22 protein-coding genes are annotated in these 25,317 nt (G+C 58.1%); 14 read left to right on the forward strand and 8 right to left on the reverse strand.

Translation table 11 applies throughout. The features are described 5' to 3' along the window. Positions 1-26: 26 nt before the first annotated feature. A complete protein-coding gene (locus CKW23_RS09015; RefSeq protein ID WP_095067448.1) occupies positions 27-3,500 on the forward strand; it encodes a PAS domain-containing hybrid sensor histidine kinase/response regulator in 3,474 nt (1,157 codons plus the stop codon). Between the two features lie 177 nt (positions 3,501-3,677). Here the strand turns inward: CKW23_RS09015 and aceK are convergent, their stop codons facing one another. After that, entirely contained in the window at positions 3,678-5,387 is a 1,710-nt protein-coding gene (gene aceK, locus CKW23_RS09020) for a bifunctional isocitrate dehydrogenase kinase/phosphatase (RefSeq protein WP_095067449.1), read from the reverse strand. A gap of 224 nt (positions 5,388-5,611) precedes the next feature. Here aceK and CKW23_RS09025 point away from each other — a divergent pair, with 224 nt between their 5' ends. Further along, positions 5,612-7,222 (forward strand): methyl-accepting chemotaxis protein, encoded by a 1,611-nt coding sequence (locus tag CKW23_RS09025; RefSeq protein WP_371856561.1) that lies wholly within the window; start codon positions 5,612-5,614, stop codon positions 7,220-7,222. 153 nt (positions 7,223-7,375) lie between these two features. On the opposite strand, the gene CKW23_RS09030 is transcribed toward CKW23_RS09025, so the two are convergent. Beyond that, complete coding sequence (locus CKW23_RS09030; protein WP_095067451.1) at positions 7,376-8,314, reverse strand: aspartyl/asparaginyl beta-hydroxylase domain-containing protein; 939 nt, start codon at positions 8,312-8,314, stop codon at positions 7,376-7,378. Positions 8,315-8,431: 117 nt separating this feature from the next. Beyond that, the gene (gene cysK, locus CKW23_RS09035; RefSeq protein ID WP_095067452.1) at positions 8,432-9,406 is read right to left on the reverse strand and encodes a cysteine synthase A; all 975 of its coding nucleotides are present in this window, start codon (positions 9,404-9,406) and stop codon (positions 8,432-8,434) included. A 126-nt stretch (positions 9,407-9,532) separates the two neighbouring features. On the opposite strand from cysK, the gene CKW23_RS09040 reads away from it, so the two are divergent. The 4 genes from CKW23_RS09040 (at position 9,533) to CKW23_RS09055 (ending at position 13,729) form a co-directional block, all read left to right on the forward strand. Beyond that, positions 9,533-10,603, forward strand: coding sequence for a DUF748 domain-containing protein (locus CKW23_RS09040; protein WP_095067453.1), 1,071 nt, complete (start codon positions 9,533-9,535; stop codon positions 10,601-10,603). A gap of 156 nt (positions 10,604-10,759) precedes the next feature. Next, positions 10,760-11,605, forward strand: a complete 846-nt coding sequence (locus CKW23_RS09045) for a MoxR family ATPase (RefSeq protein ID WP_025261175.1) — start codon at positions 10,760-10,762, stop codon at positions 11,603-11,605. Between the two features lie 39 nt (positions 11,606-11,644). After that, entirely contained in the window at positions 11,645-12,823 is a 1,179-nt protein-coding gene (locus tag CKW23_RS09050) for a VWA domain-containing protein (protein ID WP_025261176.1), read from the forward strand. Positions 12,824-13,009: 186 nt separating this feature from the next. Then, complete coding sequence (locus CKW23_RS09055) at positions 13,010-13,729, forward strand: WbqC family protein (protein WP_095067454.1); 720 nt, start codon at positions 13,010-13,012, stop codon at positions 13,727-13,729. Between the two features lie 631 nt (positions 13,730-14,360). On the opposite strand, the gene CKW23_RS09060 is transcribed toward CKW23_RS09055, so the two are convergent. The 4 genes from CKW23_RS09060 to CKW23_RS09075 form a co-directional block, all read right to left on the reverse strand. Then, positions 14,361-14,948, reverse strand: coding sequence for a hypothetical protein (locus tag CKW23_RS09060; protein WP_025261178.1), 588 nt, complete (start codon positions 14,946-14,948; stop codon positions 14,361-14,363). 328 nt (positions 14,949-15,276) lie between these two features. Next, positions 15,277-15,801 (reverse strand): DUF2937 family protein, encoded by a 525-nt coding sequence (locus tag CKW23_RS09065; RefSeq protein ID WP_025261179.1) that lies wholly within the window; start codon positions 15,799-15,801, stop codon positions 15,277-15,279. 28 nt (positions 15,802-15,829) lie between these two features. Beyond that, positions 15,830-16,615 (reverse strand): class II glutamine amidotransferase, encoded by a 786-nt coding sequence (locus CKW23_RS09070; protein WP_025261180.1) that lies wholly within the window; start codon positions 16,613-16,615, stop codon positions 15,830-15,832. Between the two features lie 52 nt (positions 16,616-16,667). Beyond that, positions 16,668-17,138, reverse strand: coding sequence for an MFS transporter (locus CKW23_RS09075; RefSeq protein ID WP_095067455.1), 471 nt, complete (start codon positions 17,136-17,138; stop codon positions 16,668-16,670). A 141-nt stretch (positions 17,139-17,279) separates the two neighbouring features. Here CKW23_RS09075 and CKW23_RS09080 point away from each other — a divergent pair, with 141 nt between their 5' ends. The 7 genes from CKW23_RS09080 to CKW23_RS09110 all read left to right on the forward strand — a co-directional run bounded on the left by CKW23_RS09080 (position 17,280) and on the right by CKW23_RS09110 (position 24,044). Beyond that, positions 17,280-19,328, forward strand: a complete 2,049-nt coding sequence (locus CKW23_RS09080; protein WP_095067456.1) for a S9 family peptidase — start codon at positions 17,280-17,282, stop codon at positions 19,326-19,328. Between the two features lie 78 nt (positions 19,329-19,406). Then, positions 19,407-19,883 carry a cyclic nucleotide-binding domain-containing protein gene (locus CKW23_RS09085; RefSeq protein ID WP_025261183.1) on the forward strand — a complete coding sequence of 159 codons (477 nt, stop codon included), beginning with the start codon at positions 19,407-19,409 and terminating at the stop codon, positions 19,881-19,883. A 68-nt stretch (positions 19,884-19,951) separates the two neighbouring features. Next, positions 19,952-20,323, forward strand: coding sequence for a YajD family HNH nuclease (locus CKW23_RS09090; RefSeq protein ID WP_025261184.1), 372 nt, complete (start codon positions 19,952-19,954; stop codon positions 20,321-20,323). A gap of 120 nt (positions 20,324-20,443) precedes the next feature. After that, a complete protein-coding gene (locus tag CKW23_RS09095; protein ID WP_095067457.1) occupies positions 20,444-22,174 on the forward strand; it encodes a copper resistance system multicopper oxidase in 1,731 nt (576 codons plus the stop codon). 70 nt (positions 22,175-22,244) lie between these two features. Further along, positions 22,245-23,048 carry a copper resistance protein B gene (locus CKW23_RS09100; protein ID WP_371856562.1) on the forward strand — a complete coding sequence of 268 codons (804 nt, stop codon included), beginning with the start codon at positions 22,245-22,247 and terminating at the stop codon, positions 23,046-23,048. Between the two features lie 52 nt (positions 23,049-23,100). Further along, a complete protein-coding gene (locus CKW23_RS09105) occupies positions 23,101-23,592 on the forward strand; it encodes an RNA methyltransferase (protein WP_025261187.1) in 492 nt (163 codons plus the stop codon). 74 nt (positions 23,593-23,666) lie between these two features. Further along, positions 23,667-24,044, forward strand: a complete 378-nt coding sequence (locus tag CKW23_RS09110; RefSeq protein WP_025261188.1) for a DUF2892 domain-containing protein — start codon at positions 23,667-23,669, stop codon at positions 24,042-24,044. Positions 24,045-24,049: 5 nt separating this feature from the next. Here the strand turns inward: CKW23_RS09110 and CKW23_RS09115 are convergent, their stop codons facing one another. Further along, complete coding sequence (locus CKW23_RS09115; protein WP_025261189.1) at positions 24,050-24,499, reverse strand: YcgN family cysteine cluster protein; 450 nt, start codon at positions 24,497-24,499, stop codon at positions 24,050-24,052. Between the two features lie 215 nt (positions 24,500-24,714). Between CKW23_RS09115 and CKW23_RS09120 the strand changes: the two genes are divergently transcribed. Then, positions 24,715-25,308: a nitroreductase family protein gene (locus CKW23_RS09120; protein WP_025261190.1), complete on the forward strand. Its 594-nt coding sequence runs from the start codon at positions 24,715-24,717 to the stop codon at positions 25,306-25,308. Positions 25,309-25,317: the final 9 nt, after the last annotated feature.

Consider the following 25,317-nt stretch of genomic DNA (forward strand, 5'->3'; position numbering starts at 1 on the left):
GAGATCGATACACTCTGGAAATTCATATGTCGCTGTCCAGCGGGCTGATTGCTGCCGTTGCCCTGACCTACATGGCCATTATGTTTGCCATCGCCTTCTACGGCGACCGGTACAGCGCCTCGCTGCGCCCGACCATGCGCGCCTGGGTCTACAGCCTTTCACTGGCGGTCTATTGCACCAGCTGGACATTCTTCGGCGCGGTGGGTCAGGCCGCCGAGCAGTTGTGGTCGTTTCTGCCGATCTATCTGGGGCCTATTGTCCTGATGCTGCTGGCGCCCTGGGTGCTGCAGAAGATGGTGCTGATCAGCAAGCAGGAAAACATCACGTCGATTGCCGACTTCATTGCCGCACGCTACGGCAAGTCGCAACCGCTGGCGGTGATGGTGGCGCTGATCTGCCTGATCGGGATGCTGCCTTACATTGCCCTGCAACTGAAAGGCATTGTGCTGGGGGTCAACATTCTGATCGGTGCTGGAGCCGAATCAACCGGCACCAGTGCCCAGGACACCGCGCTGGTGGTGTCGCTGATTCTCGCGCTGTTTACCATCGTGTTCGGCGCCCGCAATCTGGACGTCACCGAGCACCATCGTGGCATGGTACTGGCGATAGCCTTTGAAGCGCTGGTCAAGTTGCTGGCGTTCATGGCGGTCGGGGTGTTCGTCACTTTCGGTCTGTTCGATGGCTTCGACGACCTGTTCAATCAGGCCAGACTCGCACCGCGCCTTGAAGAATACTGGCAGGAAACGATCAACTGGCCTGCGATGATTGTGCAGACGGGCGTGGCGATGATGGCGATTATCTGCCTGCCCAGGCAGTTCCACGTCACAGTGGTGGAAAACATCGAGCCACAGGACCTGAACCTGGCCAAGTGGGTATTCCCCGCCTATCTGGTCCTGGCCGGCCTGTTCGTGGTGCCCATCGCCCTGGCCGGGCAGATGCTGCTGCCGGGCTCCATGCTCCCCGACTCGTTCGTCATCAGCCTGCCTCTGGCCCATGCGCATCCCTCACTGGCGCTGCTGGCATTTATCGGGGGTGCGTCGGCTGCCACCGGCATGGTGATCGTCGCCAGTGTCGCGCTGTCGACCATGATTTCCAACGACATGCTGCTGCCCTGGCTGTTGCGGCGCAAGAATACCGAGCGGCCGTTCGAGGCGTTTCGCTACTGGATGCTTTCGGTACGCCGCATCAGCATTGTGATGATCCTGTTGCTGGCCTATGTGAGCTATCGCATGCTCGGCTCCACGGCGAGCCTGGCGACTATCGGTCAGATTGCCTTCGCGGCCATCACCCAGCTGGCTCCCGCCATGTTTGGTGCGCTGTACTGGAAACAGGCCAACCGCCGCGGTGTATTCGCCGGTCTCGCAGCGGGGATCTTCATCTGGTTCTACACCCTGGTGCTGCCGGTGGTGGCCCATGGCATGGACTGGTCGCTGGATAACTTCCCCTTGCTGAGCTGGCTGCATAGCAACCCTCTGGACTTGCCGATCACGCCCATGACCCAGAGCGTCGTGCTGTCGATGGTGGGTAACTGCACCCTGTTCGTGTGGGTGTCGATGCTGTCGCGCACCCGGGTTTCGGAGCACTGGCAGGCTGGTCGCTTCATCGGTCAGGAAACCCATGTTCGCCCAGGCAGTCGTCCGTTGCTGGCCGTGCAGGTCGAGGATCTGCTGAGCCTGTCTTCCCGCTTTGTCGGCGAAGAACGCGCCCGGCAGAGCTTCCTCAGTTTCTCCTATCGCCAGGGCAAGGAGTTCAATCCGAACCAGAACGCCAATGGCGAATGGATCGCCCATACCGAACGGCTGCTAGCCGGAGTGCTGGGCACGTCATCGGCCAGGGCCGTGGTCAAGGCGGCCATCGAAGGCCGGGACATGCAGCTCGAAGACGTGGTGCGCATCGCCGACGAAGCCTCGGAGGTGCTGCAATTCAACCGCGCCCTGTTGCAAGGAGCCATCGAGAACATCACCCAGGGCATCAGTGTCGTCGATCAGTCCCTGAGGCTGGTGGCCTGGAATCATCGCTATCTGGAACTGTTCAATTACCCGGACGGCCTGATCAGCGTCGGACGGCCGATTGCCGACATCATTCGCTACAACGCCGAGCGCGGCCTGTGCGGGCCGGGTGAGGCCGAAGTCCACGTTGCGCGGCGCCTGCACTGGATGCGTCAGGGCCGGGCGCACACTTCCGAGCGACTGTTCCCCAATGGACGTGTGATCGAACTGATCGGCAATCCGATGCCCGGCGGCGGCTTCGTGATGAGCTTCACCGACATTTCGGCGTTCCGTGATGCCGAACATGCGCTCAAGGGTGCCAATGAAAGCCTGGAGCAGCGAGTTGCCGAACGGACTCATGAACTGTCGCAACTGAACATTGCCCTGACCGAGGCCAAGGGCAACGCCGAAGCAGCCAACGAGTCCAAGACCCGCTTTCTCGCTGCCGTCAGCCACGACCTGATGCAACCGCTGAACGCCGCCCGGCTGTTTTCCGCGGCGCTGTCCCATCAGGAAGACGGCATATCCAGCGAAGCCCAGCGCTTGATCCAGCATCTGGACAGTTCGCTGCGCTCTGCCGAAGACCTGATCAGCGACCTGCTGGATATCTCACGCCTGGAAAACGGCAAGGTCACGCCGGATCGCCAGCCTTTCGTACTCAATACCCTGTTCGACACCCTGGGCGCAGAGTTCAAGGCGCTGGCTCAGGAGCAAGGCCTGAAGTTTCGGGTCAAGGGCAGCGATCTGCGGGTCGACAGTGACATCAAGCTGCTGCGCCGCATCCTGCAGAATTTCCTGACCAATGCCTTTCGCTATGCCAAAGGCCCGATCCTGCTGGGCGTCAGACGCCGTGGCGGCAACCTGAGCCTGGAAGTCTGGGACCGTGGGCCGGGCATTCCCGAAGACAAACAGAAAGTGATTTTCGAGGAATTCAAACGCCTGGACAGCCACCAGACTCACGCCGCCAAAGGCCTGGGGCTTGGTCTGGCGATTGCCGACGGCCTGTGCCGGGTGCTCGACCATCCATTGCAGGTCAAGTCATGGCCGGGCAAGGGCAGCATGTTCAGCGTCACGGTTGCGCTGGCTCAACCACTGACGCTGGCATCCAACGCACCGACCGAACCCAGCCGCGTGGTGCTCAATGGCATTCAAGTGCTGTGCGTGGACAATGAAGACAGCATCCTCATCGGCATGACCAGCCTGCTGTCCCGCTGGGGCTGCCAGGTATGGACGGCACGCAACCGGCAGGAGTGCGAAACCCTGCTCAACAACGGGATTCGCCCGCAAGTGGCGCTGGTGGATTATCACCTGGACGAAGGTGAAATCGGTACCGAACTGATGGCCTGGCTGCGAACCCGACTGGGACAACCGGTGCCGGGCGTGCTGATCAGCGCCGACGGCCGCCCGGAACTGATTGCCCAAGTGCATGCCGCAGGCCTGGATTACCTGCCCAAACCGGTCAAGCCTGCGGCATTGCGTGCGTTGTTGAGCAGGCATGTGCAGTTGAGTTGATTGCACCTCGGCGCATTTCAGTAGGTGGCAAGGCCACAATCCGTGGGAGGGGCCTTGGCCGCGACAGCCAGCTTGAAGACGCTGAAAATGTGTTGCCTGTAAGCAAGTCGTCGCGGCCAAGGCCCCTCCCACAAGTGACAGGTATGCCTTAACTGATCGGCATGACCCAGTGCGAATTTATTCGCGAAGGAATTCGCTGCGTCGATACGGAAACACATCGATCACCTTGCCGGCCCGGATCTCGGCCTGCAGCCCCTTCCAGTATTCGGCGTCGTACAGTTCGCCATGCAGGCTGTCGAACAGGCGACGCTGTTGCAGATCCGCAAACAGAAAAGGCGGAAACTCCTCGGGGAATACATCCATCGGGCCAATGGAGTACCAGGGCTCGCTGGCCATTTCATCCTCGGGCGTGCGCGGGGCCGGGATACGGCGAAAGTTGGCTTCGGTCAGAAAGCAGATTTCGTCGTAGTCATAAAACACCACACGACCATGGCGGGTGACGCCAAAGTTCTTGAGCAGCATATCGCCGGGGAAAATATTGGCCGCCGCCAGTTGCTTGATGGCCAGCCCGTAATCATCCAGCACCTCACGCATCTGCTCGGGGCTGGCCTGTTCCAGATAAAGGTTCAAGGGGGTCATGCGCCGCTCGGTCCAGCAGTGGTGGATCAACACCTTGCCGCCCTCCTCCACTTCAACGGTGGAAGGCGCCACCTCCAGCAATTCGGCCAGGCATTCGGGCTCGAACTTGCTCAAGGGAAAGCGAAAATCGGCAAACTCCTGAGTATCGGCCATGCGCCCTACCCGATCGACGCTCTTCACCAGCCGGTACTTGTCGATCACGGTCATGCGGTCGACGTTCTTGGACGGCGAAAAACGGTCCTTGATGACCTTGAACACGGTATTGAAACCCGGCAGCGTGAATACGCTCATGACCATGCCCCGCACGCCGGGCGCCATGATGAAACGATCATCGGTACTGGCCAGATGATGAATCAGGGCACGGTAGAACTCGGATTTGCCCTGCTTGTAGAAACCGATGGAGGTGTACAGCTCGGCGATGTGCTTGCCGGGCAAGATACCCTTGAGAAAGCCCACGAACGCTGCAGGCACAGGGACATCGACCATGAAATACGAGCGGGTGAAGGAAAAGATAATGGACACTTCAGCTTCATCGGTAATCAGCGTATCGATCAGGATCCCGACGCCTTCGCGGTGCAGCAAGGCGATGACCAGCGGCCACTGTTCCTCGCGGGTATAGACACGCCCCACCAGATAGGCGCCCTTGTTGCGATAGAAAACCGACGAGAACAGCTCGACGCACAATGTCGGATCCTTGCACACCCAGTCAGGCAAGTTGCTCTGCAATTGCATCTGGACGCGGTTCATATCGGCGGCCAGGTCCGCATAGGGCACCTTGAAGCGGTAATCGTCGAATACACGCCCGAACATGGCCGCCATATCGCCAGACGGCCAGTAGCTGCGAACTTGCGCCACACACTCTTGAGCCTGCGCCGCTGGCCTCGTGCTGTGGATGAACATGCGCTCGTCGCTGATCAGGTCATGACTGAACAGGCCGAAGAAGATCGAGTTGAACCAGGTTTCGGACAGCTCATCGTCCAGCCGCGGGTCGATCAGCTCGATATAGTCGCTTTTGACTCCGGGCCAGTCACGGGCTTCCAGAGCCTGCACGCCAACTCGCTGCAGGCGCTCGATCACTTCGCTGACTTTCTGCTCATAGAGATTGATCCGGTCGGCCGAAGCACGCTGGATCAATTGCCATTGCGCACCCTCGAAACGCTCCCGGGCCCCGGCGGTTATCTGCCGGAAGTGTTCACGGTAATCATCGAAACCGTCGAGGATCAGACGGGCGATAGAGCTGACAGACATGGGCTTGCCTCAAGTCGAGACACCAAAAGCCTAGCTCAGGAATGCCAGGTATCGGGAACCACTTAACCGGGACAGGCCACTGAATGCACCCTTCATTTATGACCTGTTACAGGCACATGTCGATAACATGATGGCTCGAAGATATTACTCATACCTTCTCCCACTCAACAAAAACAATCAGGGAGTTTTTACGACACAAGGAGCGGTCAATGTTCATCAGAAATATGCGTATCGGGATAAGAGCCTGTCTGGGCTTTGGGTTAGTTGCTGCCTTGTTGGCACTGGTGGGGATTTTCTGCATGGGCAAAATGGCAGAACTGCGCTCAAGTGCAGAGATCATCGAACAGTCCTGGATGCCGGATATCGAAAACATGCACGATGCAGGAGCAGCCATCGCATCCATACGGATGGAGGGACTCAGGCTGATCGCCATGCCGGAACCTGCCAGCCAGTTGCGCAGCAAGAAAGTCATCGACGACGCCAGAAGCGAGCTGTTCAACCGCCTGCAAAAGCAGAAAGATAAAACCACCGACAGCCAGGCAACCAGACTGCTGGGCGATCTTGAAAGCAGTGCGACCCGCTACCTGACACTGGTGGACAACATCATCGCGCAGATAGACAGCCAGCACTTCGATGACGCCAAAGCAATCCTCAGCGACGAACTCACGCCTCAGGGCCGGATACTCGATGCCAACCTGGATGCCGTAATCACATTCAGCCAGAAAGGTGCCGACAATGCTGCCAACGAGGCGGCTGCACTGTATGACTCCACGAAAACCATCGTGACCCTGATCATCATCGCCGCCTTGCTGGGTACAGTGTTGCTCGCATGGCTGCTGACCCGCAGCATCGTCAAACCGATCAGTGAAGCATTGACGGTCGCGCAGACCATCGCCCAGGGCAACCTGCGCACCACCATCAGCAGTGAAGGCTCGGATGAGCCGGCACAACTGCTCAACGCCTTGTCGATCATGCAGGACAACCTGCGTTCGACCATCCAGAGCATCAGCGAATCCTCATCGCAACTGGCCTCGGCCGCTGAAGAGATGAGTTCGGTCATGGAACAGAGCACCCGTGGCTTGCAGGCCCAGAATGACGAAATCGAGCTGGCGGCCACGGCAGTCAACCAGATGAGCGCTGCGGTGGATGAAGTCGCCACCAACGCCGTATCGACCTCGCAAGCGTCCAAGGCCTCGGATGCCGACAGCCAGCATGGCCATCGTCAGGTTGCCGAAACCATCGAGTCCATCGAAGGGCTGGTCAGCGAAGTGCTGGGCGCGTCGGAGCAGGCGCAGGAGCTGGCAACCCAGGCTCAGGACATCACCAAGGTGCTGGAGGTCATCAGGGGCATCGCCGACCAGACCAACCTGCTGGCGCTCAATGCCGCCATCGAAGCCGCACGGGCCGGTGAAGCGGGTCGCGGCTTTGCGGTCGTGGCCGATGAAGTGCGCTCACTGGCCAAACGCACGCAGGATTCGACTCAGGAAATCGAGCTGATGATCAGCACCATCCAGACCGGCACTCACCAGACGGTCGGCGCCATGCAGAACAGCGCGCAGCAGGCAGGCCAGACCCTCAAGCGCGCCAGCAGCGCGGGTGAGGCTCTGGAAAAGATCACGGCAGCCATTTCCGAAATCAACCAGCGCAATCTGGTCATCGCCAGCGCCGCCGAACAGCAATCTCTGGTGGCCCGGGAAGTGGACCGCAGTCTGGTGAGCATTCGCGACCTGTCTACCCAGACCGCCGCTGGAGCCACCCAGACCTCGGCCGCCAGCCATGAGCTGTCACGTCTGGCCATCGGCCTGAATGGATTGGTGGCGCGCTTCGCGTTGTGAATGGCCGATCAGTCAAGGCACAACAACACTTGTGGGAGGCAGCTTGCTGGCGAAAAAGGCCTGAAAAACGGCAGATATTCTGCGTCTGTAGAAGTCGCCAGCAAGCTGCCTCCCACAAAGTAACTCAATGACCTTGACTGATCATTACCAGGCTTATCCGAACAACCACTTCCACAGCAAGACCGCCACCACCACAGCCAGCACCGGGCGCATGATGCGGTAGGCCTTGGGGTTCTGACGCTTGAACTGCTTGACCTTGCCGCTGAAGCTGTCGCTGAAACGCTTGCTGAAGGCATAGGCACGGTTGATGCCGCCCACACGCTCGTCATCCAGGTTCTGCGGTGCAGTGGCACGGCCCAGGAAAGCGCTGACACTGCGGTTGATGCGGGTCATGAAGCCGTTGGTCAACGGGCGCTCCACGTCGCAGAACAGGATCACGCGCGTGGTCTGTGTTTCGTTCTTGACCCAGTGCACATAGGTTTCATCGAACATCACGTCCTGGCCGTCGCGCCAGGAATACTCTTCGCCATCGACGAAAATACGGCAGGCGTCGGAGTTGGGCGTGGACAGGCCCAGGTGATAACGCAATGAACCGGCAAACGGGTCACGGTGCGGATTGAGATGGCTGTCACCCGGCAGCAGGGCAAACATCGCTCCTTTGACATTGGGAATGCTGTTGACCAGCGCCACGGTTTTCGGGCACAGGGTTTCGGCAGAAGGCAGCGCCTTGTCGTACCACTTCAGGTAGAAACGCTTCCAGCCCTTCTTGAAGAACGAACCGAAGCCCGCGTCGTTGTTCTTTTCGGCCGCACGGATATAGCCCTCATCGAACAGATGCATGGCTTCATCGCGAATGGTTTCCCAGTTGTCCTTGAGCACATCGAGCTCGGGAAACTTGCTGCGATCCAGATACGGCTTGGACGGCACCTTGGAAAACAGGTACATCAAGGCGTTATAAGGAGCAAAAAGCGCCGAATGGTTCACGAACTGACGCAACAGAGGCAGCCGCGCCTTGCCACGCAAATGCACATACAGCGTGCTGCACAGAAACAGCATCAGGATCGATGCCTTGGCAGCAAATGAAAGGGTCATGAAACTCTCCTTGCAACGGACAGATAGCCGGCTGCCGTCATGTCAGGGGGTATATCAGCAGCCGGCCATCATAAACACTTGTCGACTCCGGACAAAGCCGACAAGTCAAAGATACGCTTACTGTTGCAATTCCTGTTCGGTAAACAGATCGCTGAACAGCATGCTGGAGAGATAACGCTCGCCCGAGTCCGGCAGAATCACGACGATCGTCTTGCCCTGCATCTCGGGTTTTTCCGACAGACGCACAGCTGCTGCCATGGCCGCGCCACAGGAAATGCCGCACAGGATGCCCTCTTCCTGCATCAGGCGCCGCGCCATCGCCTTGGCTTCTTCATCGCTGACCCGCTCGACCCGGTCAATCAGCGACAGGTCCAGGTTGCCAGGAATGAAACCGGCACCGATGCCCTGGATCTTGTGCGGGCTGGGTTTGATCTCTTCGCCAGCCAGTGCCTGGGTGATGATCGGCGACACATCCGGCTCCACCGCCACGGACTGGATAGGCTTGCCCTGAGTGTTCTTGATATAGCGGGAAATACCGGTGATCGTGCCGCCCGTGCCCACACCCGCCACCAGCACATCGATTGCACCTTCGGTGTCTTCCCAGATTTCAGGACCGGTGGTCTTTTCATGAATGGCCGGGTTGGCGGGGTTATCGAACTGCGCCGGCATGAAGTACTTCTCGGGATCGCTGGCCAGAAGCTCTTCGGCCTTGGCGATAGCGCCTTTCATGCCCTTGGCCGGCTCGGTCAACACCAGTTCGGCACCCAGGGCCTTGAGCACCTTGCGTCGCTCGATGCTCATGGAAGCCGGCATGGTCAGCGTCAGTTTGTAGCCACGGGCAGCGGCCACAAAGGCCAGACCGATCCCGGTATTGCCCGATGTCGGCTCGATGATGGTCATGCCGGGCTTGAGTCTGCCGCTGCTTTCAGCATCCCAGATCATGTTGGCGCCAATCCGGCACTTCACCGAATAGCCGGGATTGCGCCCTTCGATCTTGGCCAGAATCGTGACGCCCCGAGGTGCGATGCGGTTGATCTGCACCAGGGGCGTATTGCCAATTGAATGGGCGTTATCAGCATAAATACGGCTCATGATCGTGTCCTTGTACGCATGCGTTAAAAACTCAAAGCCTATGCTTACCGCCAGTGCGCGTCCAGTTGCACCGAACGGATGCGAGCCTTGGGAGTCAACCATTCAACACATCCAGAGGCCCAGGTCATGAAACCTCGCTACCGCTGGCCACTATGGATACTGGCCGCTCTTGTCATATTGCTGATTGCCATCAATGTCGCGCTGCCTTATCTGGTGCGCAACTACCTCAACGACAAACTCGCGGACATGGGCGATTACCGTGGCCAGATCACCGATGTGGACATCGCCCTGTGGCGCGGTGCCTACAGGATCAACGGGCTGAATATCGTCAAGGTGGATGGCAAGGTCCCGGTTCCCTTCGTCAAGGTGCCGGTCATCGACCTTGCGGTGAGCTGGCACGCCCTCTGGTACAACCATGCAGTCGTGGCCAGGGTGGTGTTCATCGAGCCGGAGCTTAACTTTGTCGATGGCGGCAATGACAAACAGGCCTCGCAGACGGGCCAGGGCACTGACTGGCGCACTCAGTTGAACAAACTGTTGCCCATCACCCTGGATGAAGCACGCATCGAGAATGCACGCGTCACCTTCAACAACTTCACCTCCACTCCGAAGGTCAGGATCGAGGCCGACCGGATCAATGCCAGCCTCTATAACCTGACCAACGTGGTGGACGTGGAAGGCAAGCGCGACGCCCGCTTCGAAGGCAAGGGACGACTGCTGGGCGGTGCCGCCGTAGAAGCTACTGCGACCTTCGACCCGCTCAGTGACTTCCAGGATTTCGACTTTCGCCTGCGCGCCACGGGCATCCACCTGCGACGCCTCAATGATTTTGCCTCGGCCTATGGCAAGTTTGACTTCAATGCTGGTAATGGCGACCTGGTCATCGAAGCCCAGGCCAACGACGGTCAGCTCAGCGGCTATATCAAGCCGCTGTTGCGCAATGTCGATGTGTTCAACTGGAAACAGGACGTGGAAAACCAGAACAAGGGATTCTTCCGTTCCATCTGGGAAGCGTTGGTGGGCGGCAGTGAAACCGTTCTGAAAAACCAGCGACAGAACCAGTTCGCCACTCGCGTCGATCTCAGTGGCAGCGTACGTCAGCAGGACATCAGCGGCTTCCAGGCTTTCCTGCAAGTGTTGCGCAATGCCTTCATCCAGGCGTTCAACACGCGCTACGAGAGCAATGAAAACTCCTGAGCCCGACACGACCCTGTGAGCGTAATCCCTCATTCAATGACTGAATGAGGCATCTGCGTTCACAGTCGGTCACCCTGCGCGCTATAGTCGTCACATTATTTGCGCCCATTGAGCCGCGCCAGCCACAGACTGCGCGTCACGTTAGAGGATTCACCGATGAAGTTTGAAGGCACCCACGCATACGTCGCCACCGACGACCTCAAGCTTGCGGTCAATGCCGCCATCACCCTGGAGCGGCCGCTGCTGGTCAAGGGTGAGCCCGGCACGGGCAAGACCATGCTGGCCGAACAACTGGCCGAATCCTTCGGCGCCCGGCTGATTACCTGGCACATCAAATCCACCACCAAGGCTCATCAGGGCCTGTACGAATACGATGCGGTCAGCCGCCTGCGGGACTCGCAACTGGGCGTCGATAAAGTCCACGACGTGCGCAACTACCTGAAGAAAGGCAAGCTCTGGGAAGCTTTCGAGTCCGAAGAACGGGTGATCCTGCTGATCGACGAAATCGACAAGGCCGATATCGAATTCCCCAACGACCTGCTGCAAGAACTCGACAAGATGGAGTTCTACGTTTACGAGATCGACGAAACCATCAAGGCCAAAAAACGCCCGATCATCATCATTACCTCCAATAACGAAAAAGAACTGCCGGACGCCTTCCTGCGCCGCTGCTTCTTCCACTACATCGCCTTTCCGGATCGTACCACCCTGCAGAAGATCGTCGACGTGCATTACCCCGACATCAAGAAGGATCTGGTCAGCGAAGCCCTGGATGTCTTTTTCGACGTGCGCAAGGTCCCGGGCCTGAAGAAAAAGCCCTCGACCTCTGAGCTGGTGGACTGGCTGAAGCTGCTGATGGCCGACAATATCGGCGAAGCGGTACTGCGCGAGCGCGACCCGACCAAGGCGATTCCGCCGCTGGCCGGTGCGCTGGTCAAGAACGAGCAGGACGTGCAGTTGCTTGAGCGCCTGGCCTTCATGAGCCGCCGCGGCAATCGCTGACCGCCCTTATCCACCCTGCCACGAAAAAGGGCGACAGCCATGCTGCTCAACCTGTTCAACGAAATGCGTGCGGCGAAAGTGCCGGTGTCATTGCGTGAATTGCTGGACCTGATCAACGCGCTGAAACAGCGGGTCATCTTCGCCGATATCGATGAGTTCTACTTTCTGGCGCGCACCATTCTGGTCAAGGACGAACGCCACTTCGACAAGTTCGACCGGGCTTTCGGCGCCTACTTCAACGGCCTGGAAAACCTCGACGATCACCTTCAGGCGTTGATCCCGGAGGACTGGCTGCGCAAGGAGTTCGAGCGCTCCCTGAGCGAGGAAGAACGCGCCCAGATCCAGTCTCTGGGCGGCCTGGACAAGCTGATCGAAGCGTTCAAGAAGCGCCTGGAAGAACAAAAGGAACGCCACGCCGGAGGCAACAAATGGATCGGCACCGGCGGCACCAGCCCGTTTGGCTCCGGCGGCTATAACCCCGAAGGCATCCGCGTGGGCGAAGCCGGTGAACGCAAGGGCAAGGCGGTCAAGGTCTGGGATCAGCGCGAGTACAAGAACCTCGACGACCAGGTGGAACTGGGCACCCGCAATATCAAGGTCGCCTTGCGCCGCCTGCGCAAGTTCGCCCGCCAGGGCGCTGCCGATGAGCTGGATATCGACGGCACCATCGACCATACCGCCCGCGATGCAGGGCTGTTGAATATCCAGATGCGCCCCGAACGGCGCAATACCATCAAGCTGCTGCTGTTATTCGATATCGGCGGCTCGATGGATGCCCATGTGAAAGTCTGCGAAGAACTGTTTTCGGCCTGCAAGACCGAGTTCAAGCACATGGAGTATTTCTACTTTCATAACTTCATTTATGAATCGGTCTGGAAGAACAACCTGCGCAGAGGCTCGGAACGCACCTCCACCCAGGACCTGCTGCACAAGTACGGTGCCGACTACAAAGTGATCTTCATCGGCGATGCCGCCATGGCACCCTATGAAATCACCCAGCCGGGAGGCAGCGTCGAACACTGGAACGAGGAAGCGGGCTATGTCTGGATGCAGCGTTTCATGGCCAAGTTCAAGAAGATCGTCTGGATCAACCCTTACCCCAGGAATGCATGGGACTACACCTCCTCCACCCACATCATCCGCGACCTGATCGAAGACCAGATGTACCCCCTGACCTTGCGCGGCCTGGAAGAAAGCATGCGCTACCTGGCCAAGTAGGCCTTCTTCACCTTTCGTCAAAGCCAGTCATCGACTGGCTTGTCGAAAGCGACCACTAACAGCTCTCTTTCACCCCGCCAGACTAGGCTTCCCAGTGCGACACCCACAGCAGTAATCACAACCCATCAGTTGTATTCCTGACTACTCCGCCGGCTAACCACCGTCGTCGAGACCTCGTGGGGTTCCATGATCAAAACCCTGGGCATCATGCAGCCCTATTTCTTTCCCTACCTCGGTTACTTCCAGCTTATCGCCTCGGTGGAGCAGGGAATTCTCTTCGATATCGTCAAGTACAAGCGCAAAAGCTGGATGAACCGCAATCGAATGCTCAATGACAAAGGTGGCTGGCACTATATAACCGTCCCCGTGAAAAGCAGCGACGGCATGCTGATCAAGGACGCGATGGTCGTCGATCATGCAGGCTCATTGAGGCACATCAGCGGCCAGCTTGAGCACTACCGCGGTAAGGCGCCCTTCTTCAAACAGACTCTGCAACTGATCGACCTGACCTTCAATTCCACCCGCTCGGCCAGCATTGGCGACCTGAGTGCCAGCTCTCTGAAAGTCGTCTGCGACTACCTCGGTATGGCGTTCAACTGGACAACCTGCTCCGACATGCAACTGGAGCTGCCGCCCATTGAACATGCCGGCCAGTGGGCACTGGAAATCAGCAGCCTGATGGGCGCCCGCCGCTACATCAACGCCCCCGGAGGCCGCGAAATACTCATCCCACGGGAATGGCACGAACGGGATATAGAACTGCGTTTCCTGCAACCCTCGGTATTCAGATACCCGACCGGACCCTACACCTTCGTGGAAAATCTCTCCATCCTGGATGTGCTGATGTGGAATGAACCGGGAGCCATCATGGAGTACATACGGTACAACACGGAGTGTGTGGTTTAGGCTTATGTTTATTTCGTAATAGCGTATTGACAACGATTCTTACCAGTGATTACGTCCTGACGTTCAGTTGATAAACAACTGTCTGTCAGACGCCCTCCGTGCTTCTGCCTTACCTCTTTTTGATATTTACCGCTTTATAGGCTGGGGACCTCGCCTTGCCGACACAGAGGTGACCGGTGATGTCGAGCACTTCAATACACAATTTAGCAAGCACAGGGCCTATCGAGTCTTGAACTGGCAAACGCGGGTTGTCGATTACAAGGGGCATCCACTTGAGGGAGTGCGGCTCACGCTTGAGCTAAATATAAACCAAGACCCGAATTCAAAACATAAATTATCTCAAGGCATTAGTAACAAGAGCGGCTTTTTCAGAACATCACTCTCACTACCCGAATGCCAGGGTAGAGATAGAACCGAGCCTTTCTGTCTATGGCAATACGGCTTCAGGACAAAATGGCAGTTGACCTATAACACAGGCTACTGGTTCGCGTATCCCGACAGCCATGAAGATGGCGGTGCAGGCAGTAAAACAGGAAGCAAGACTCCGTTCGTACATATCTGCACCCAAAAAATAATCCGCTGAGAGTGATGGGCTTAACCGCTAACGGGTCTGTAGCCCGTTAGCCTTAACTCAGCTACCCGCTTCCTCTGGCACAAGATATCGCGCGTAAGGTGCATCCCACCCTTCCACCGTAAAATCCACTAGACTGAAAACCATCCGAACATATTCGCGGGCCATTTTTCTCAGGTCCTCACTTTCATTCAATAGCTTTGTAAAAATACTTTCTTGTTCTTCATTAGGCTTTTCAGATGCAGAAACCGGTTTGAACTCTCCCTTTTCATTGATCGAAAATTTCAAGTCCTGTTCGTTAAAAGCTGCCCCCGAAGCTTTTAGCTTTTCCTTGATCCCCTCAACAGCATTATTGATGCTGTTCGATAGCGACTCAGCCGCATAGACCCTGGCGTTAATCTTTGCTTGCTCATAGCTGTCTCTAAGGGTCCAGCACTTGAAGTAAGTCCCCCCCGTATCCGATACCCTGTTGCTGCTGACCATACTTGACTCATGGTAAATTGCAGCCGGTAGTGGACTATTGAACTCCTTCTGGCAAGCCGCCTCTGTTATTTCATCCAGCGTGCCATCCTGCTTGGCTTCATCGTAGGCAATTTTCAACGCTTCCCTGTAGCTAAGGTGCTGCTGGACGGTCAAAGTAATATTCATGGATAAGGTCTCTTCTTGCTGTTGTCATCCCTCTCTATGGCGGCTGACAACAGAAAAACCCGACCTGACTTCAAAGCATGAAAAGTCTGAGTACGTTGAGTGAAATTAACTACAAGCCCGCATAAAAACCGGCTATTCAGCTTAACCTGGGCAACACACTCAACTGACTGGTATTACACAGTAGAAGCGACCGGAGTAATGCTGATCAGTTAAGGCACACACAAACTTGTGGGAGGCAGCTTGCTGGCGAAAAGGCCTGTGAAGCCGGCAGATATTCTGCGTCAACGCTCAAGTCGCCTCCCACAAAGTGATTTATGACCTTAATTGATCAGCGCCACTCCCTGTTCATCTTTGGCTTGCGTCGCCCGCCTGTCACCACCCAACCCAACAGCAGGAAGAAGCTTTCGATCAATAGCGCCAGCAACAGTGCCGAGATGATGCCCCAGGCAATGACTTCAGGTGCAAGCAGCACTTGCCAGGTGTAGCCATTGAAGGTTTCGCGGCGGATATCGGCATCGGCTGAAGTTGCGACATACCAGGCTCTGGAATACCACGCGCCCTGAAGGCCGAGCCATTGGCGTTCAAGCACGTGAGTGCGGGTCAGCAATGTGCTGATGTTGTCGGCATCGCTGCGAAACACCGGGTCTTCGCTGTTGCGATAGTGCTGGATCAGCGCCTGGATGTCGCCCTTGAAGAATTGCTGCGCGGTCGCGTTGTAACCCTTGATGGCCTGTTGAGCCTCGATCAGATGCGCTTCGACTCGCTTGCTGTAGTCACTGATGAAACCCGGAACCTGAACCCCTACCAGCAGGCCAGTCGTGAACAAGACCAATCGCAGATAACTTCGCAGCATTTAGATCCCTCTTGTCGGTTGGGCGAGCTTAAATCGGAGTATCGGTTGACCCTTGGGCCACACATTCGCCCTTGCGCCAAAGGCTCCACTGACCCGGCTCATAACGATTCCAGGTCTCGTTCTCGGTCAGCGGTTCGGTGGCAATGACAGTCACCACGTCATGGGGCGTGGTTTCTGCCTGAAAATCGACAATCACGTCGACATCCTTCAAGCGTGCCGGACCAAAGGGCGCACGGCGGGTGATCTGTACCAGTTTGGTACTGCAGAAACAGAACAGCCAGTCGCCATCACTGAGCAGGCCGTTGAACACGCCTTTGCCCCGGTATTCGGAGCACGCCTCAATCAGGTATGGCAGCAGTTGCTCGACTTCCACCGGCTCGGGAAAGGCTTCGCGCACCCGGTTGAGCAGATCACAGAACGCCGCTTCACTGTCGGTATCGCCTACAGGACGATAAAAGGTAGCACGGGGACTGAAATCGGCCAGTTGGCCGTTATGGGCAAAACACCAGTTGCGTCCCCACAGCTCGCGCACGAAAGGGTGGGTATTGGACAGGCAGACCTTGCCGACATTGGCCTGACGAATATGGCCGATGACCACTTCACTCTTGATGGGGTAGCGCTGCACCAGTTGCGCGACTTCCGATTCGCTGCTGGCTGCCGGGTCCTGAAACAGACGCAAACCGCGCCCCTCATAGAAGGCGATCCCCCAGCCATCGCGATGCGGGCCGGTGCGCCCGCCCCTCTGCATCAGCCCTGTGAAGCTGAAAACGATATCGGTCGGGACATTGGCGCTCATGCCCAGTAGTTCACACATGCTCAGGTTCTCGCTTCAATACGTGCTGCACGCTTGCCAACGAAGCGGGTTCTTACAAACGAGGCTCGACTCGCCCACGACTCGCACTGGCGGCCGGTGCAGCCGGGCTGCGGCCGTAGCGGTCGTCCCTGGCAAAAGGTTCGTCGTCGGTGTCGTCTGGCTCGGCTACAGGCTGTGGCTGACGGGCCTTGCGGTTTTTCTCCAGTGGCCAGCGCACCAGCACGAACACCAGATAGGCAATCAGGGCAAACATGCCATAGGTGGCCAGATCGATGATCGCGCTCCAGACATTGCTGCCCACCTTGAACAGCAGATCAAGGGCGGTAACGGCCACGGCAGGCGCCAGTAATTCCTTGGCAGGATCGACGATGGTCGGCGTGAACAGCAACACCGCGCCAATCACCCGAAGGGGCTCTTTCAGGTAGCGCCACATCCAGCGGGTCATCAAAAACCACACCAGCAGGCAGCCCAATGCTGCAAATGCATAGAGGCCCCAGGCGATCAGATAGTCGTTCTCGGTCATGACGTCCGTGGTAAGGCAGGTAAATAGGCGCTTATGATAACGACTTTTCACTGGCCCGGCTCGCCCGGCTTCAGTAATAGGTGCGCCATACTTGCAGCCACCGATATTTCAATGACCCGATGCCTTTAAAGAGAGCCCCGCATGTCCTTCTCGAATGCCACCTCCAGCGCCCCGATCGCTCGCAAGGCCGACGGCCCCGATCCCTATGCATGGTTGCAGAATCGCGACAGCGATGAAGTGCTCGACTATCTCAAGGCTGAAGACAGTTATCAGGAACAGCAACTGGCCGATCAGGCGCAATTGCGTGAAGCCCTGTTCCAGGAAATAAAAGGCCGCATTCTGGAAACCGACCTGTCGCTGCCCTCCCCCTGGGGCCCGTACCTGTATTACACCCGCACCACCGAGGGTGATGAATATGCCAGACACTATCGCTGCCCGCGCCCGGCAGATGACTCGAACACCGTCGATGAGAGCCATGAAGAGCTGTTGCTGGACCCCAACGTGCTGGCCGATGGCGGATTCTTCTCTCTGGGCGCGTTCAGTATCAGCCCCGACCATCAACGCCTGGCCTACAGCCTGGATACCACGGGCGAAGAGGTCTATCAGCTTTACGTCAAGGAGCTGGGCACAGGCCAGGTGAGCAGCCTGCCGTTTGAAGATTGCGACGGCAGCATGACCTGGGCCAATGACAGCCAGACGCTGTTCTTCGGCGAACTGGACGACACTCACCGCCCGCACAAACTCTACCGTCATCGTCTGGGCAGCGACTCGGCCGACCTGGTATTCAGCGAGCCGGACGGCCGTTTCTTCCTGCACTGTTTCCGTAGCAGCTCCGAGCGCCAACTGATTCTGCTGCTCAACAGCAAGACCACCAGCGAAGCCTGGCTGCTGGATGCCGAGCATCCCGAGCAAGCCTTCGTGTGCATGGCCGAGCGAGTCGAGGGTCATGAATACTTTCCGGATCACGGCCAGCTCGATGGTGCCTGGAGCTGGTTTATCCGCAGTAATCAGAGCGGTATCAACTTCGCGCTGTATCAGGCCTCGGAACAGCATGCGGGCCGCGATGGCTGGCAAGAGCTGGTCCCGCACAGCGATACAGTGATGCTGGAAGATATGAGCCTCAATGCCAGAAGCCTGACCCTGAGCCTGCGCGAAGGTGGCCTGCCGATCATCGAAGTTCGCCCACAAGGCCTGCCGGCCTATCGCGTGCAATTGCCCGACGCGGCCTACAGCCTGTATGTACAGGACTCACTGGAATTCGACAGCGACAGCATTCGCCTGCGCTATCAGTCCCTCAATCGTCCGGCGCAGGTCCGCCAGTTGGCTCTGGCCACCGGCGAGCAAGTGGTGCTCAAGGAAACGCCGGTACTCGGTGAGTTCGATGCCGATGCCTACGTCAGTCAGCGTCTCTGGGCGACCGCCAGCGATGGCACACAAGTCCCCATCAGTCTGGTGGTCAAACGCGAGTTGCTGGGCCAGGCGACGCCACTGTATCTCTATGGTTACGGCGCGTACGGCGAAAGCCTGGACCCATGGTTTTCCCACGCCCGTCTGAGCCTGCTGGATCGTGGAGTAGCCTTTGCCATTGCCCATGTACGCGGCGGTGGTGAACTGGGTGAAGCCTGGTATCGCAACGGCAAACAGGAACACAAACAGAACACCTTCGGTGATTTCATTGCCTGCGCCGAACACCTGATCGACAAGGGCCTGACCCGCGCCAATCAACTGGTCATCAGCGGTGGCAGCGCCGGAGGATTATTGATCGGTGCCGTACTCAACCAGCGTCCGGAGCTGTTCAAGGCGGCGATTGCCGAAGTGCCGTTCGTGGACGTGCTCAACACCATGCTCGACCCTGAACTGCCGCTGACCGTCACCGAATACGACGAATGGGGCAATCCGCAGGAGCCAGAGGTTCATGCCCGTATCAAGGCCTATGCGCCTTACGAAAATGTCAGCGCCCAGGCCTACCCCGCCACCCTGGTCATTGCCGGTTACAACGACAGCCGCGTGCAATATTGGGAAGCTGCCAAATGGGTCGCGAAACTGCGCGACATAAAGACTGACGACAACCTTCTGCTGCTCAAGACCGAACTGGGCGCCGGCCATGGCGGCATGAGCGGTCGCTATCAGGGGCTGCGCGATGTCGCCCTTGAGTACGGTTTTATCTTCAAGGTTTTGCAACTGGACTGAACTTGGCGCCAATAGTCTGTCTTAGTAGCATCGGGGAGCACGGAGTTGCTCCCCCTCTTACCTGAACAAGACCGAACCATGTCAGAACAACCGTCCCACCTGAACAATGCCATACGCGACATGCTGCTGGACTGCGGCCTGTTCGACACCCTGCTGCCTGCCGATTACCTGACCGTCGCGGGTTACTTCAGCATCAGCGATATCCAGGAAGGCCAGAGCATCTTCAATGAAGGCGATGCCGGAACCTTCATGTGCATCATCGACCGCGGCACGGTTTCGGTACAGAAACTCAACCCCGAAGGCCAGCAGGTAGAAATCGCCACGTTGCGTCGGGGCCGGGCGTTCGGCGAAATGGCGGTGCTCGACGGCGAACGCCGTTCGGCCAGTTGCATCGCTGCATCGGATTGCCAGTTGCTGAACCTGGGCCGGGACTCGCTGGACAAGATGCTCGACGAAGCGCCGAAAATCGCAGCCAAGATCATTCGTGCCCTGGCTATTTCCCTGTCAAAGCGTCTGCGTATGGTCGACGGCCAACTACTCTCCCAACAGGTGTGAGTTTCGTCATCTGGCGCTAAACTTGTGCGCATTCCCGCTATCAATGCGCACACGACACAGGTGACACCATGAGCACGGCCAACCCTCCTTCCAACACGTCCAAGCTGGACCGTATCCTGGCCGACGCCCAGCGCGACCGCGAAATGGGCTATCGGGACAAAGCCCTGCGCATGTATCCCCACGTCTGCGGGCGTTGCGCACGGGAGTTCGCGGGCAAGCGCCTGAGCGAACTGACCGTCCACCATCGTGACCACAACCACGACAACAATCCTCAGGACGGCTCCAACTGGGAACTGCTGTGCCTGTATTGCCATGACAACGAGCACTCGCGTTACACCGACCAGCAGTACTTCTCCGACAGCTCCCTCAGTACACCCAAAGCCGCCAAGGCCACCCACAACCCCTTCGCTGCGCTTGCGGGGCTGATGAAAAAGGAATGACACCCCGTCAATCCATGGGCGGCGTGATCTGCAACCTTACAGAAATGTAATCACCCGCCCGGCCTCGTTATGGCATCTTCCTTTCAGACAAGCACGCAACTGACTGGATACAACCTGGGCATGCACTCCAAGACCTCAAGACGAACCTTTGTAAAAGGGCTGACAGCCGGCAGCCTGCTGGGCGGCATCGGGCTTTGGCAAAGTCCTGTGTGGGCCATCAGCGGCGCGGATGAACCCAGGGTTCTGGCGGGCACCGAGTTCGACCTCTTCATCGGCGAAACTCCGGTCAATATCACTGGCACGCCGAAAACGGCCATGACTATCAACGGCGGTATACCCGGCCCTCTGCTGCGCTGGCGTGAAGGTGATACCGTCACCTTGCGGGTTAAAAACCAGCTCAGGGAAAACACGTCCATTCACTGGCACGGCATCCTGCTGCCCGCCAACATGGACGGCGTTCCGGGCCTGAGTTTTCAAGGCATCGAGCCGGACGGCATGTATGTCTATCGCTTCAAGGTCCGACAGAATGGCACTTACTGGTATCACAGCCATTCGGGCTTTCAGGAGCAATCGGGGGTGTATGGCCCGCTGGTGATCGATGCCAGGGAGCCTGAGCCCTTCCAGTACGAACGCGACTACGTGGTGATGCTCACAGACTGGACGGATGACGATCCGGTCAAACTGATGAAGAACCTCAAGAAACAGTCGGACTACTACAACTACAACAAACGTACGGTGGGTGATTTCATCCACGATGTCAGCGAAAAAGGCTGGGGCGAGGCGGTTGCCGATCGCACGATGTGGGCCGGGATGAAGATGAACCCGACCGATCTGGCCGATGTGAGCGCTGCAACCTACACCTACCTCATGAACGGCAAGGCACCGGACATGAACTGGACCGGCGTATTCAAAGCGGGCGAACGGATTCGGCTGCGCTTTATCAACGGCTCGTCCATGACCTACTTCGACGTGCGGATTCCCGGCCTGAAAATGACCGTGGTCGCTGCCGATGGTCTGCACGTCAAGCCGGTCAGTGTCGATGAGTTGCGCATCGCCGTTGCCGAAACCTTCGATGTCATCGTCGAACCGACCGAAGAGGCCTACACCCTGTTCGCCCAGTCCATGGACCGCAGCGGCTTTGCCCGAGGCACGCTCACTCGAGAATCCGGTGCAACGGCGCCTGTGCCGCCTCTCGACCCCCGCCCGCTGCTGAGCATGGACGATATGGGAATGGATCATGGCGGCATGGATCACGGAAAGATGGCCGCGATGGATCACAGCAACATGGCAGGCATGAATCACCATGACATGTCAGGCATGGGCAACATGCAGTCACACCCGGAAACCGAAAAGAACAATCCGCTGGTGGACATGCAGGCCATGAAGACCGCTCCCAGACTGGACGATCCTGGCATCGGCTTGAGAAATAACGGTCGCCGCGTCCTGACCTACAGGGACCTGCGCAGTACCTTCGAGGACCCGGACGGACGCGAGCCCGGCCGCACCATCGAACTGCACCTGACCGGTCACATGGAGAAATTCGCCTGGTCCTTCAACGGCGTGAAGTTCTCGGATGCCGAACCGCTGAAGCTCAAGTATGGCGAGCGCATCAGGATCGTGCTGGTCAACGACACCATGATGACTCACCCCATTCACCTGCATGGCATGTGGAGCGACCTCGAAGACGAGAACGGGCAATTCATGGTCCGCAAACACACCATCGACATGCCACCGGCCTCAAGGCGCAGCTATCGCGTCACCGCCGATGCCCTCGGGCGCTGGGCCTATCACTGCCATCTGCTCTACCACATGGAAATGGGCATGTTCCGTGAAGTGCGCGTGGAAGAATGAGAACCTCAGCATGAACAGAATCCTTCATCTTTCCCGTCTGTCCGGCCTGCTTGTGGCGTTGGGGCCATCAATGACAATGCCAGCCCTGGCAGCAGACATGAGCGGCATGGATCACGGCAGCCATTCCATGCACCACGACCACGCTCCGTCCAGCGCCGGCCAGAGTCGTACGCCCATCCCGGAACTGACGGATGAAGACAGGGCTGCCGTCTACACCAGCCATACAGGCCATATGGTTCATGACAGCGCCATCAATACCTTCTTCATGGCCGACAAGCTGGAATGGCAGAACGCCGACCAGGGCAGCACGCTGGCGTGGGATCTCAAAGGCTGGGTCGGAGGTGATACCGATCGCCTGTGGATACGCTCCGAAGGCGAACGCACTGATGGCAAGACCGGGGACGCCGAAATCCAGGCTCTGTGGGGACACGCTATCAGCCCGTGGTGGGATCTGGTCGCGGGCGCACGCCAGGACTTCAAGCCGGGCGATCCGCAGACCTGGGCCGCTTTTGGCATTCAGGGCATGGCCCTTTCCAACTTCGAGGCTCAGGCCACAGCCTTCATCGGCGAAGCAGGCCAGAGCGCAGCACGCCTTGAAGGCGATTACGACCTGCTGCTGACCAACCGGCTCATTCTGCAGCCCACGGCCGAGTTCAACGTCTACGGCAAGAACGATGCGCAACGCGGCATTGGCTCCGGTCTGGCCAACACCGAAATCGGCCTGCGGCTTCGCTATGAAATCCGTCGGGAGTTCGCGCCTTATATTGGCGTGAGCTGGAACCGGACTTATGGCAAGACCGCCGATTATGCTCGCGAAGAAGGCGAAGATCGCAGCGAAGCGAAGTGGGTGCTGGGTATCAGGATGTGGTTCTAGAGACTTCGCGTTCTGCCGTATACTTGCGCGTTTTACCCAGAGCATCTCTAACGTGGCAAACAAACGGTACGCCTGCATCGGCCTTTACAACCCCAAATCCCCGGAAAACGTCGGATCGGTGATGCGGGCGGCGGGCTGTTATGGCGTGGCTTCGGTCTTCTACACCGGCAAACGCTACGAGCGCGCACGGGACTTCATCACCGATACCAAGAAGATCCATCAGGATATTCCGCTGATCGGCATCGAAGACCTCAAGAGTATCCTGCCCCTGGGCTGCATTCCGGTTGCGGTGGAACTGGTGGACGGCGCCCGCGCCCTGCCCGAATACACTCACCCGGATCGCGCCCTGTATATCTTCGGCCCGGAAGACGGTTCGCTGGATCAGGAAATCCGCGACTGGTGCGAAGACGTGGTCTACATCCCCACCGAGGGCTGCATGAACCTGGCGGCGACCGTCAACGTCGTGCTCTATGACCGAATGGCCAAAGGCATCAATACCCGCTCGGGTCCGCAATTCGGCCGGGAAAAGCCCGACCGCTCATGAAAATGCACTGAACAGTTTCACGGATGGGCAGTCAGTTTCGTTGAAGCTGATTTATCACATCATGGAGAACCATCATGAGCGACACCTCGATCATCGACAGAATCGACACCCCGCGACTGCACAACCATCCGCAGCAGAACGTCCAGGGCTGGGAGCGGATAGGCTCTCTGGCAGGCGGCGTGACAATGATGGGCAAGGGGCTACGCCGTGGCGGCGTCCTGGGCCTTGTACAACTGGCCATTGGCGGTGCCGTACTGGCGCGCGGCATCACCGGGCACTGCTCGGCAAAAAGCCTGCTCGAAAAAAGCCGCAGCAACCTGCACAGTGCGCGCTCCGATATCGAACGCGCAGGCGCTGAGTTGAGACAGCTCAAGGACAATGCCGAACTGGCCGCCAGGACCTCGGTCATCAACGGCATCGATGCCTTGAAAGACCCGAAAAACGACGTCTGAAACCCTTAACCGGCGCGGAAAATCAGATAATCCTCCCAGTCGTCCTCGGGCACGCTGTTCTCACTGAGCATGCGTCCCGACTGGGAGATGCGCTCGTGATGCACAGCCTCGCGATCACCGCACACCAGATGGTGCCAGAGCGGTAGATCCTTCCCTTCGCTGACCAGACGATAACCACACGTGGGCGGCAGCCATTTGAACTCGTCGGCCTGCCCGGCCGTGAGTTGAATGCAGTCAGGCACAAAGGCTCGACGATTGCTGTAATCGGAGCACTGACAGGTTTTCAAGTCCAGCAACTTGCAGGCGATGCGCGTGTAGTAAACGCTGTTGTCGTCCTCATCTTCCAGCTTTTGCAGGCAGCACAGACCGCAGCCATCGCACAGCGATTCCCACTCGTCCCTGTCCAGTTGTTCGAGTGTTTTGCGTATCCAGAAGGGTTCAACTTTAGCGGCCATGGTTCGGACAACGGTATCGACAATGAAAAGGCCGCCAGTCTAGTGGCACATCGGATGCGGGCCAAGCATTTGCGACTGCCGGTATCCAACACTTCACTTGTCAGCGGCGTGGCAAAACAGTAGCGTTAGAAGGCTTTTGAGGGCACAGACAATGCCTGCCGACCACGGCCCATCATGTCAAGCTCACTTCAAACCTTCGCCACGACAGGATTCGCATGAGCACTAATCCCCGTATCGCCGACCACACCATCGACCCGCAATTCACCCATCGCTGGTCACCTCGCGCCTTCACCGGTGAAAACATTTCACAGGAGACCCTGCTGAGTTTCTTCGAGGCCGCACGCTGGGCACCTTCGGCCTATAACTCGCAGCCATGGCGCTTTCTTTATGCTCGTCGCGACACCCCGAACTGGGAGCGTTACCTGGGCCTGCTCAATGAGTTCAACCGCAGCTGGGCGCAGAGCGCTTCGGCACTGGTGATCGTCATCTCCAAGACCACCTTCGCCGCACCGGGCGCGACCGAAGAAAGCCCGGCAACCACACACGAATTCGATGCCGGTTCCGCGTGGGGATACCTTGCCTTGCAGGCGAGCCTGAGCGGCTGGTACACCCACGGCATGTCAGGCTTCGACAAGGAACTGACCCGCAAGGAGCTGAACATTCCAGAAGGCTATGCCCTGCATGCAGCCGTGGCCATCGGCAAACTGGGCGACAAATCGACGTTGCCCGACTACCTGCAAGGCCGCGAAGCCCCAAGCCCACGCAAGCCAGTAGCAGAGCTGGCGGTTGAGGGTGATTTTTCGTTGTAGGCTTCAGAG

The organism is Pseudomonas sp. Irchel 3A18, assembly GCF_900187465.1.
GTDB lineage: Bacteria > Pseudomonadota > Gammaproteobacteria > Pseudomonadales > Pseudomonadaceae > Aquipseudomonas > Aquipseudomonas cichorii.

Excerpts from the sequence above, each read along its gene's own strand:
- CKW23_RS09030 (WP_095067451.1), bottom strand. The coding sequence starts at position 8,314 with ATGACCCTTTCATTTGCTGCCAAGGCATCGATCCTGATGCTGTTTCTG.
- aceK (WP_095067449.1), bottom strand. The coding sequence starts at position 5,387 with ATGTCTGTCAGCTCTATCGCCCGTCTGATCCTCGACGGTTTCGATGAT.
- CKW23_RS09050 (WP_025261176.1), top strand. The coding sequence starts at position 11,645 with ATGCTGCTCAACCTGTTCAACGAAATGCGTGCGGCGAAAGTGCCGGTG.
- CKW23_RS09115 (WP_025261189.1), bottom strand. The coding sequence starts at position 24,499 with ATGGCCGCTAAAGTTGAACCCTTCTGGATACGCAAAACACTCGAACAA.
- CKW23_RS09055 (WP_095067454.1), top strand. The coding sequence starts at position 13,010 with ATGATCAAAACCCTGGGCATCATGCAGCCCTATTTCTTTCCCTACCTC.
- CKW23_RS09100 (WP_371856562.1), top strand. The coding sequence starts at position 22,245 with ATGACAATGCCAGCCCTGGCAGCAGACATGAGCGGCATGGATCACGGC.
- CKW23_RS09120 (WP_025261190.1), top strand. The coding sequence starts at position 24,715 with ATGAGCACTAATCCCCGTATCGCCGACCACACCATCGACCCGCAATTC.
- CKW23_RS09045 (WP_025261175.1), top strand. The coding sequence starts at position 10,760 with ATGAAGTTTGAAGGCACCCACGCATACGTCGCCACCGACGACCTCAAG.
- CKW23_RS09090 (WP_025261184.1), top strand. The coding sequence starts at position 19,952 with ATGAGCACGGCCAACCCTCCTTCCAACACGTCCAAGCTGGACCGTATC.
- CKW23_RS09040 (WP_095067453.1), top strand. The coding sequence starts at position 9,533 with ATGAAACCTCGCTACCGCTGGCCACTATGGATACTGGCCGCTCTTGTC.
- CKW23_RS09065 (WP_025261179.1), bottom strand. The coding sequence starts at position 15,801 with ATGCTGCGAAGTTATCTGCGATTGGTCTTGTTCACGACTGGCCTGCTG.
- CKW23_RS09110 (WP_025261188.1), top strand. The coding sequence starts at position 23,667 with ATGAGCGACACCTCGATCATCGACAGAATCGACACCCCGCGACTGCAC.
- CKW23_RS09015 (WP_095067448.1), top strand. The coding sequence starts at position 27 with ATGTCGCTGTCCAGCGGGCTGATTGCTGCCGTTGCCCTGACCTACATG.
- CKW23_RS09060 (WP_025261178.1), bottom strand. The coding sequence starts at position 14,948 with ATGAATATTACTTTGACCGTCCAGCAGCACCTTAGCTACAGGGAAGCG.
- cysK (WP_095067452.1), bottom strand. The coding sequence starts at position 9,406 with ATGAGCCGTATTTATGCTGATAACGCCCATTCAATTGGCAATACGCCC.
- CKW23_RS09075 (WP_095067455.1), bottom strand. The coding sequence starts at position 17,138 with ATGACCGAGAACGACTATCTGATCGCCTGGGGCCTCTATGCATTTGCA.
- CKW23_RS09080 (WP_095067456.1), top strand. The coding sequence starts at position 17,280 with ATGTCCTTCTCGAATGCCACCTCCAGCGCCCCGATCGCTCGCAAGGCC.
- CKW23_RS09085 (WP_025261183.1), top strand. The coding sequence starts at position 19,407 with ATGTCAGAACAACCGTCCCACCTGAACAATGCCATACGCGACATGCTG.
- CKW23_RS09025 (WP_371856561.1), top strand. The coding sequence starts at position 5,612 with ATGCGTATCGGGATAAGAGCCTGTCTGGGCTTTGGGTTAGTTGCTGCC.
- CKW23_RS09070 (WP_025261180.1), bottom strand. The coding sequence starts at position 16,615 with ATGTGTGAACTACTGGGCATGAGCGCCAATGTCCCGACCGATATCGTT.
- CKW23_RS09095 (WP_095067457.1), top strand. The coding sequence starts at position 20,444 with ATGCACTCCAAGACCTCAAGACGAACCTTTGTAAAAGGGCTGACAGCC.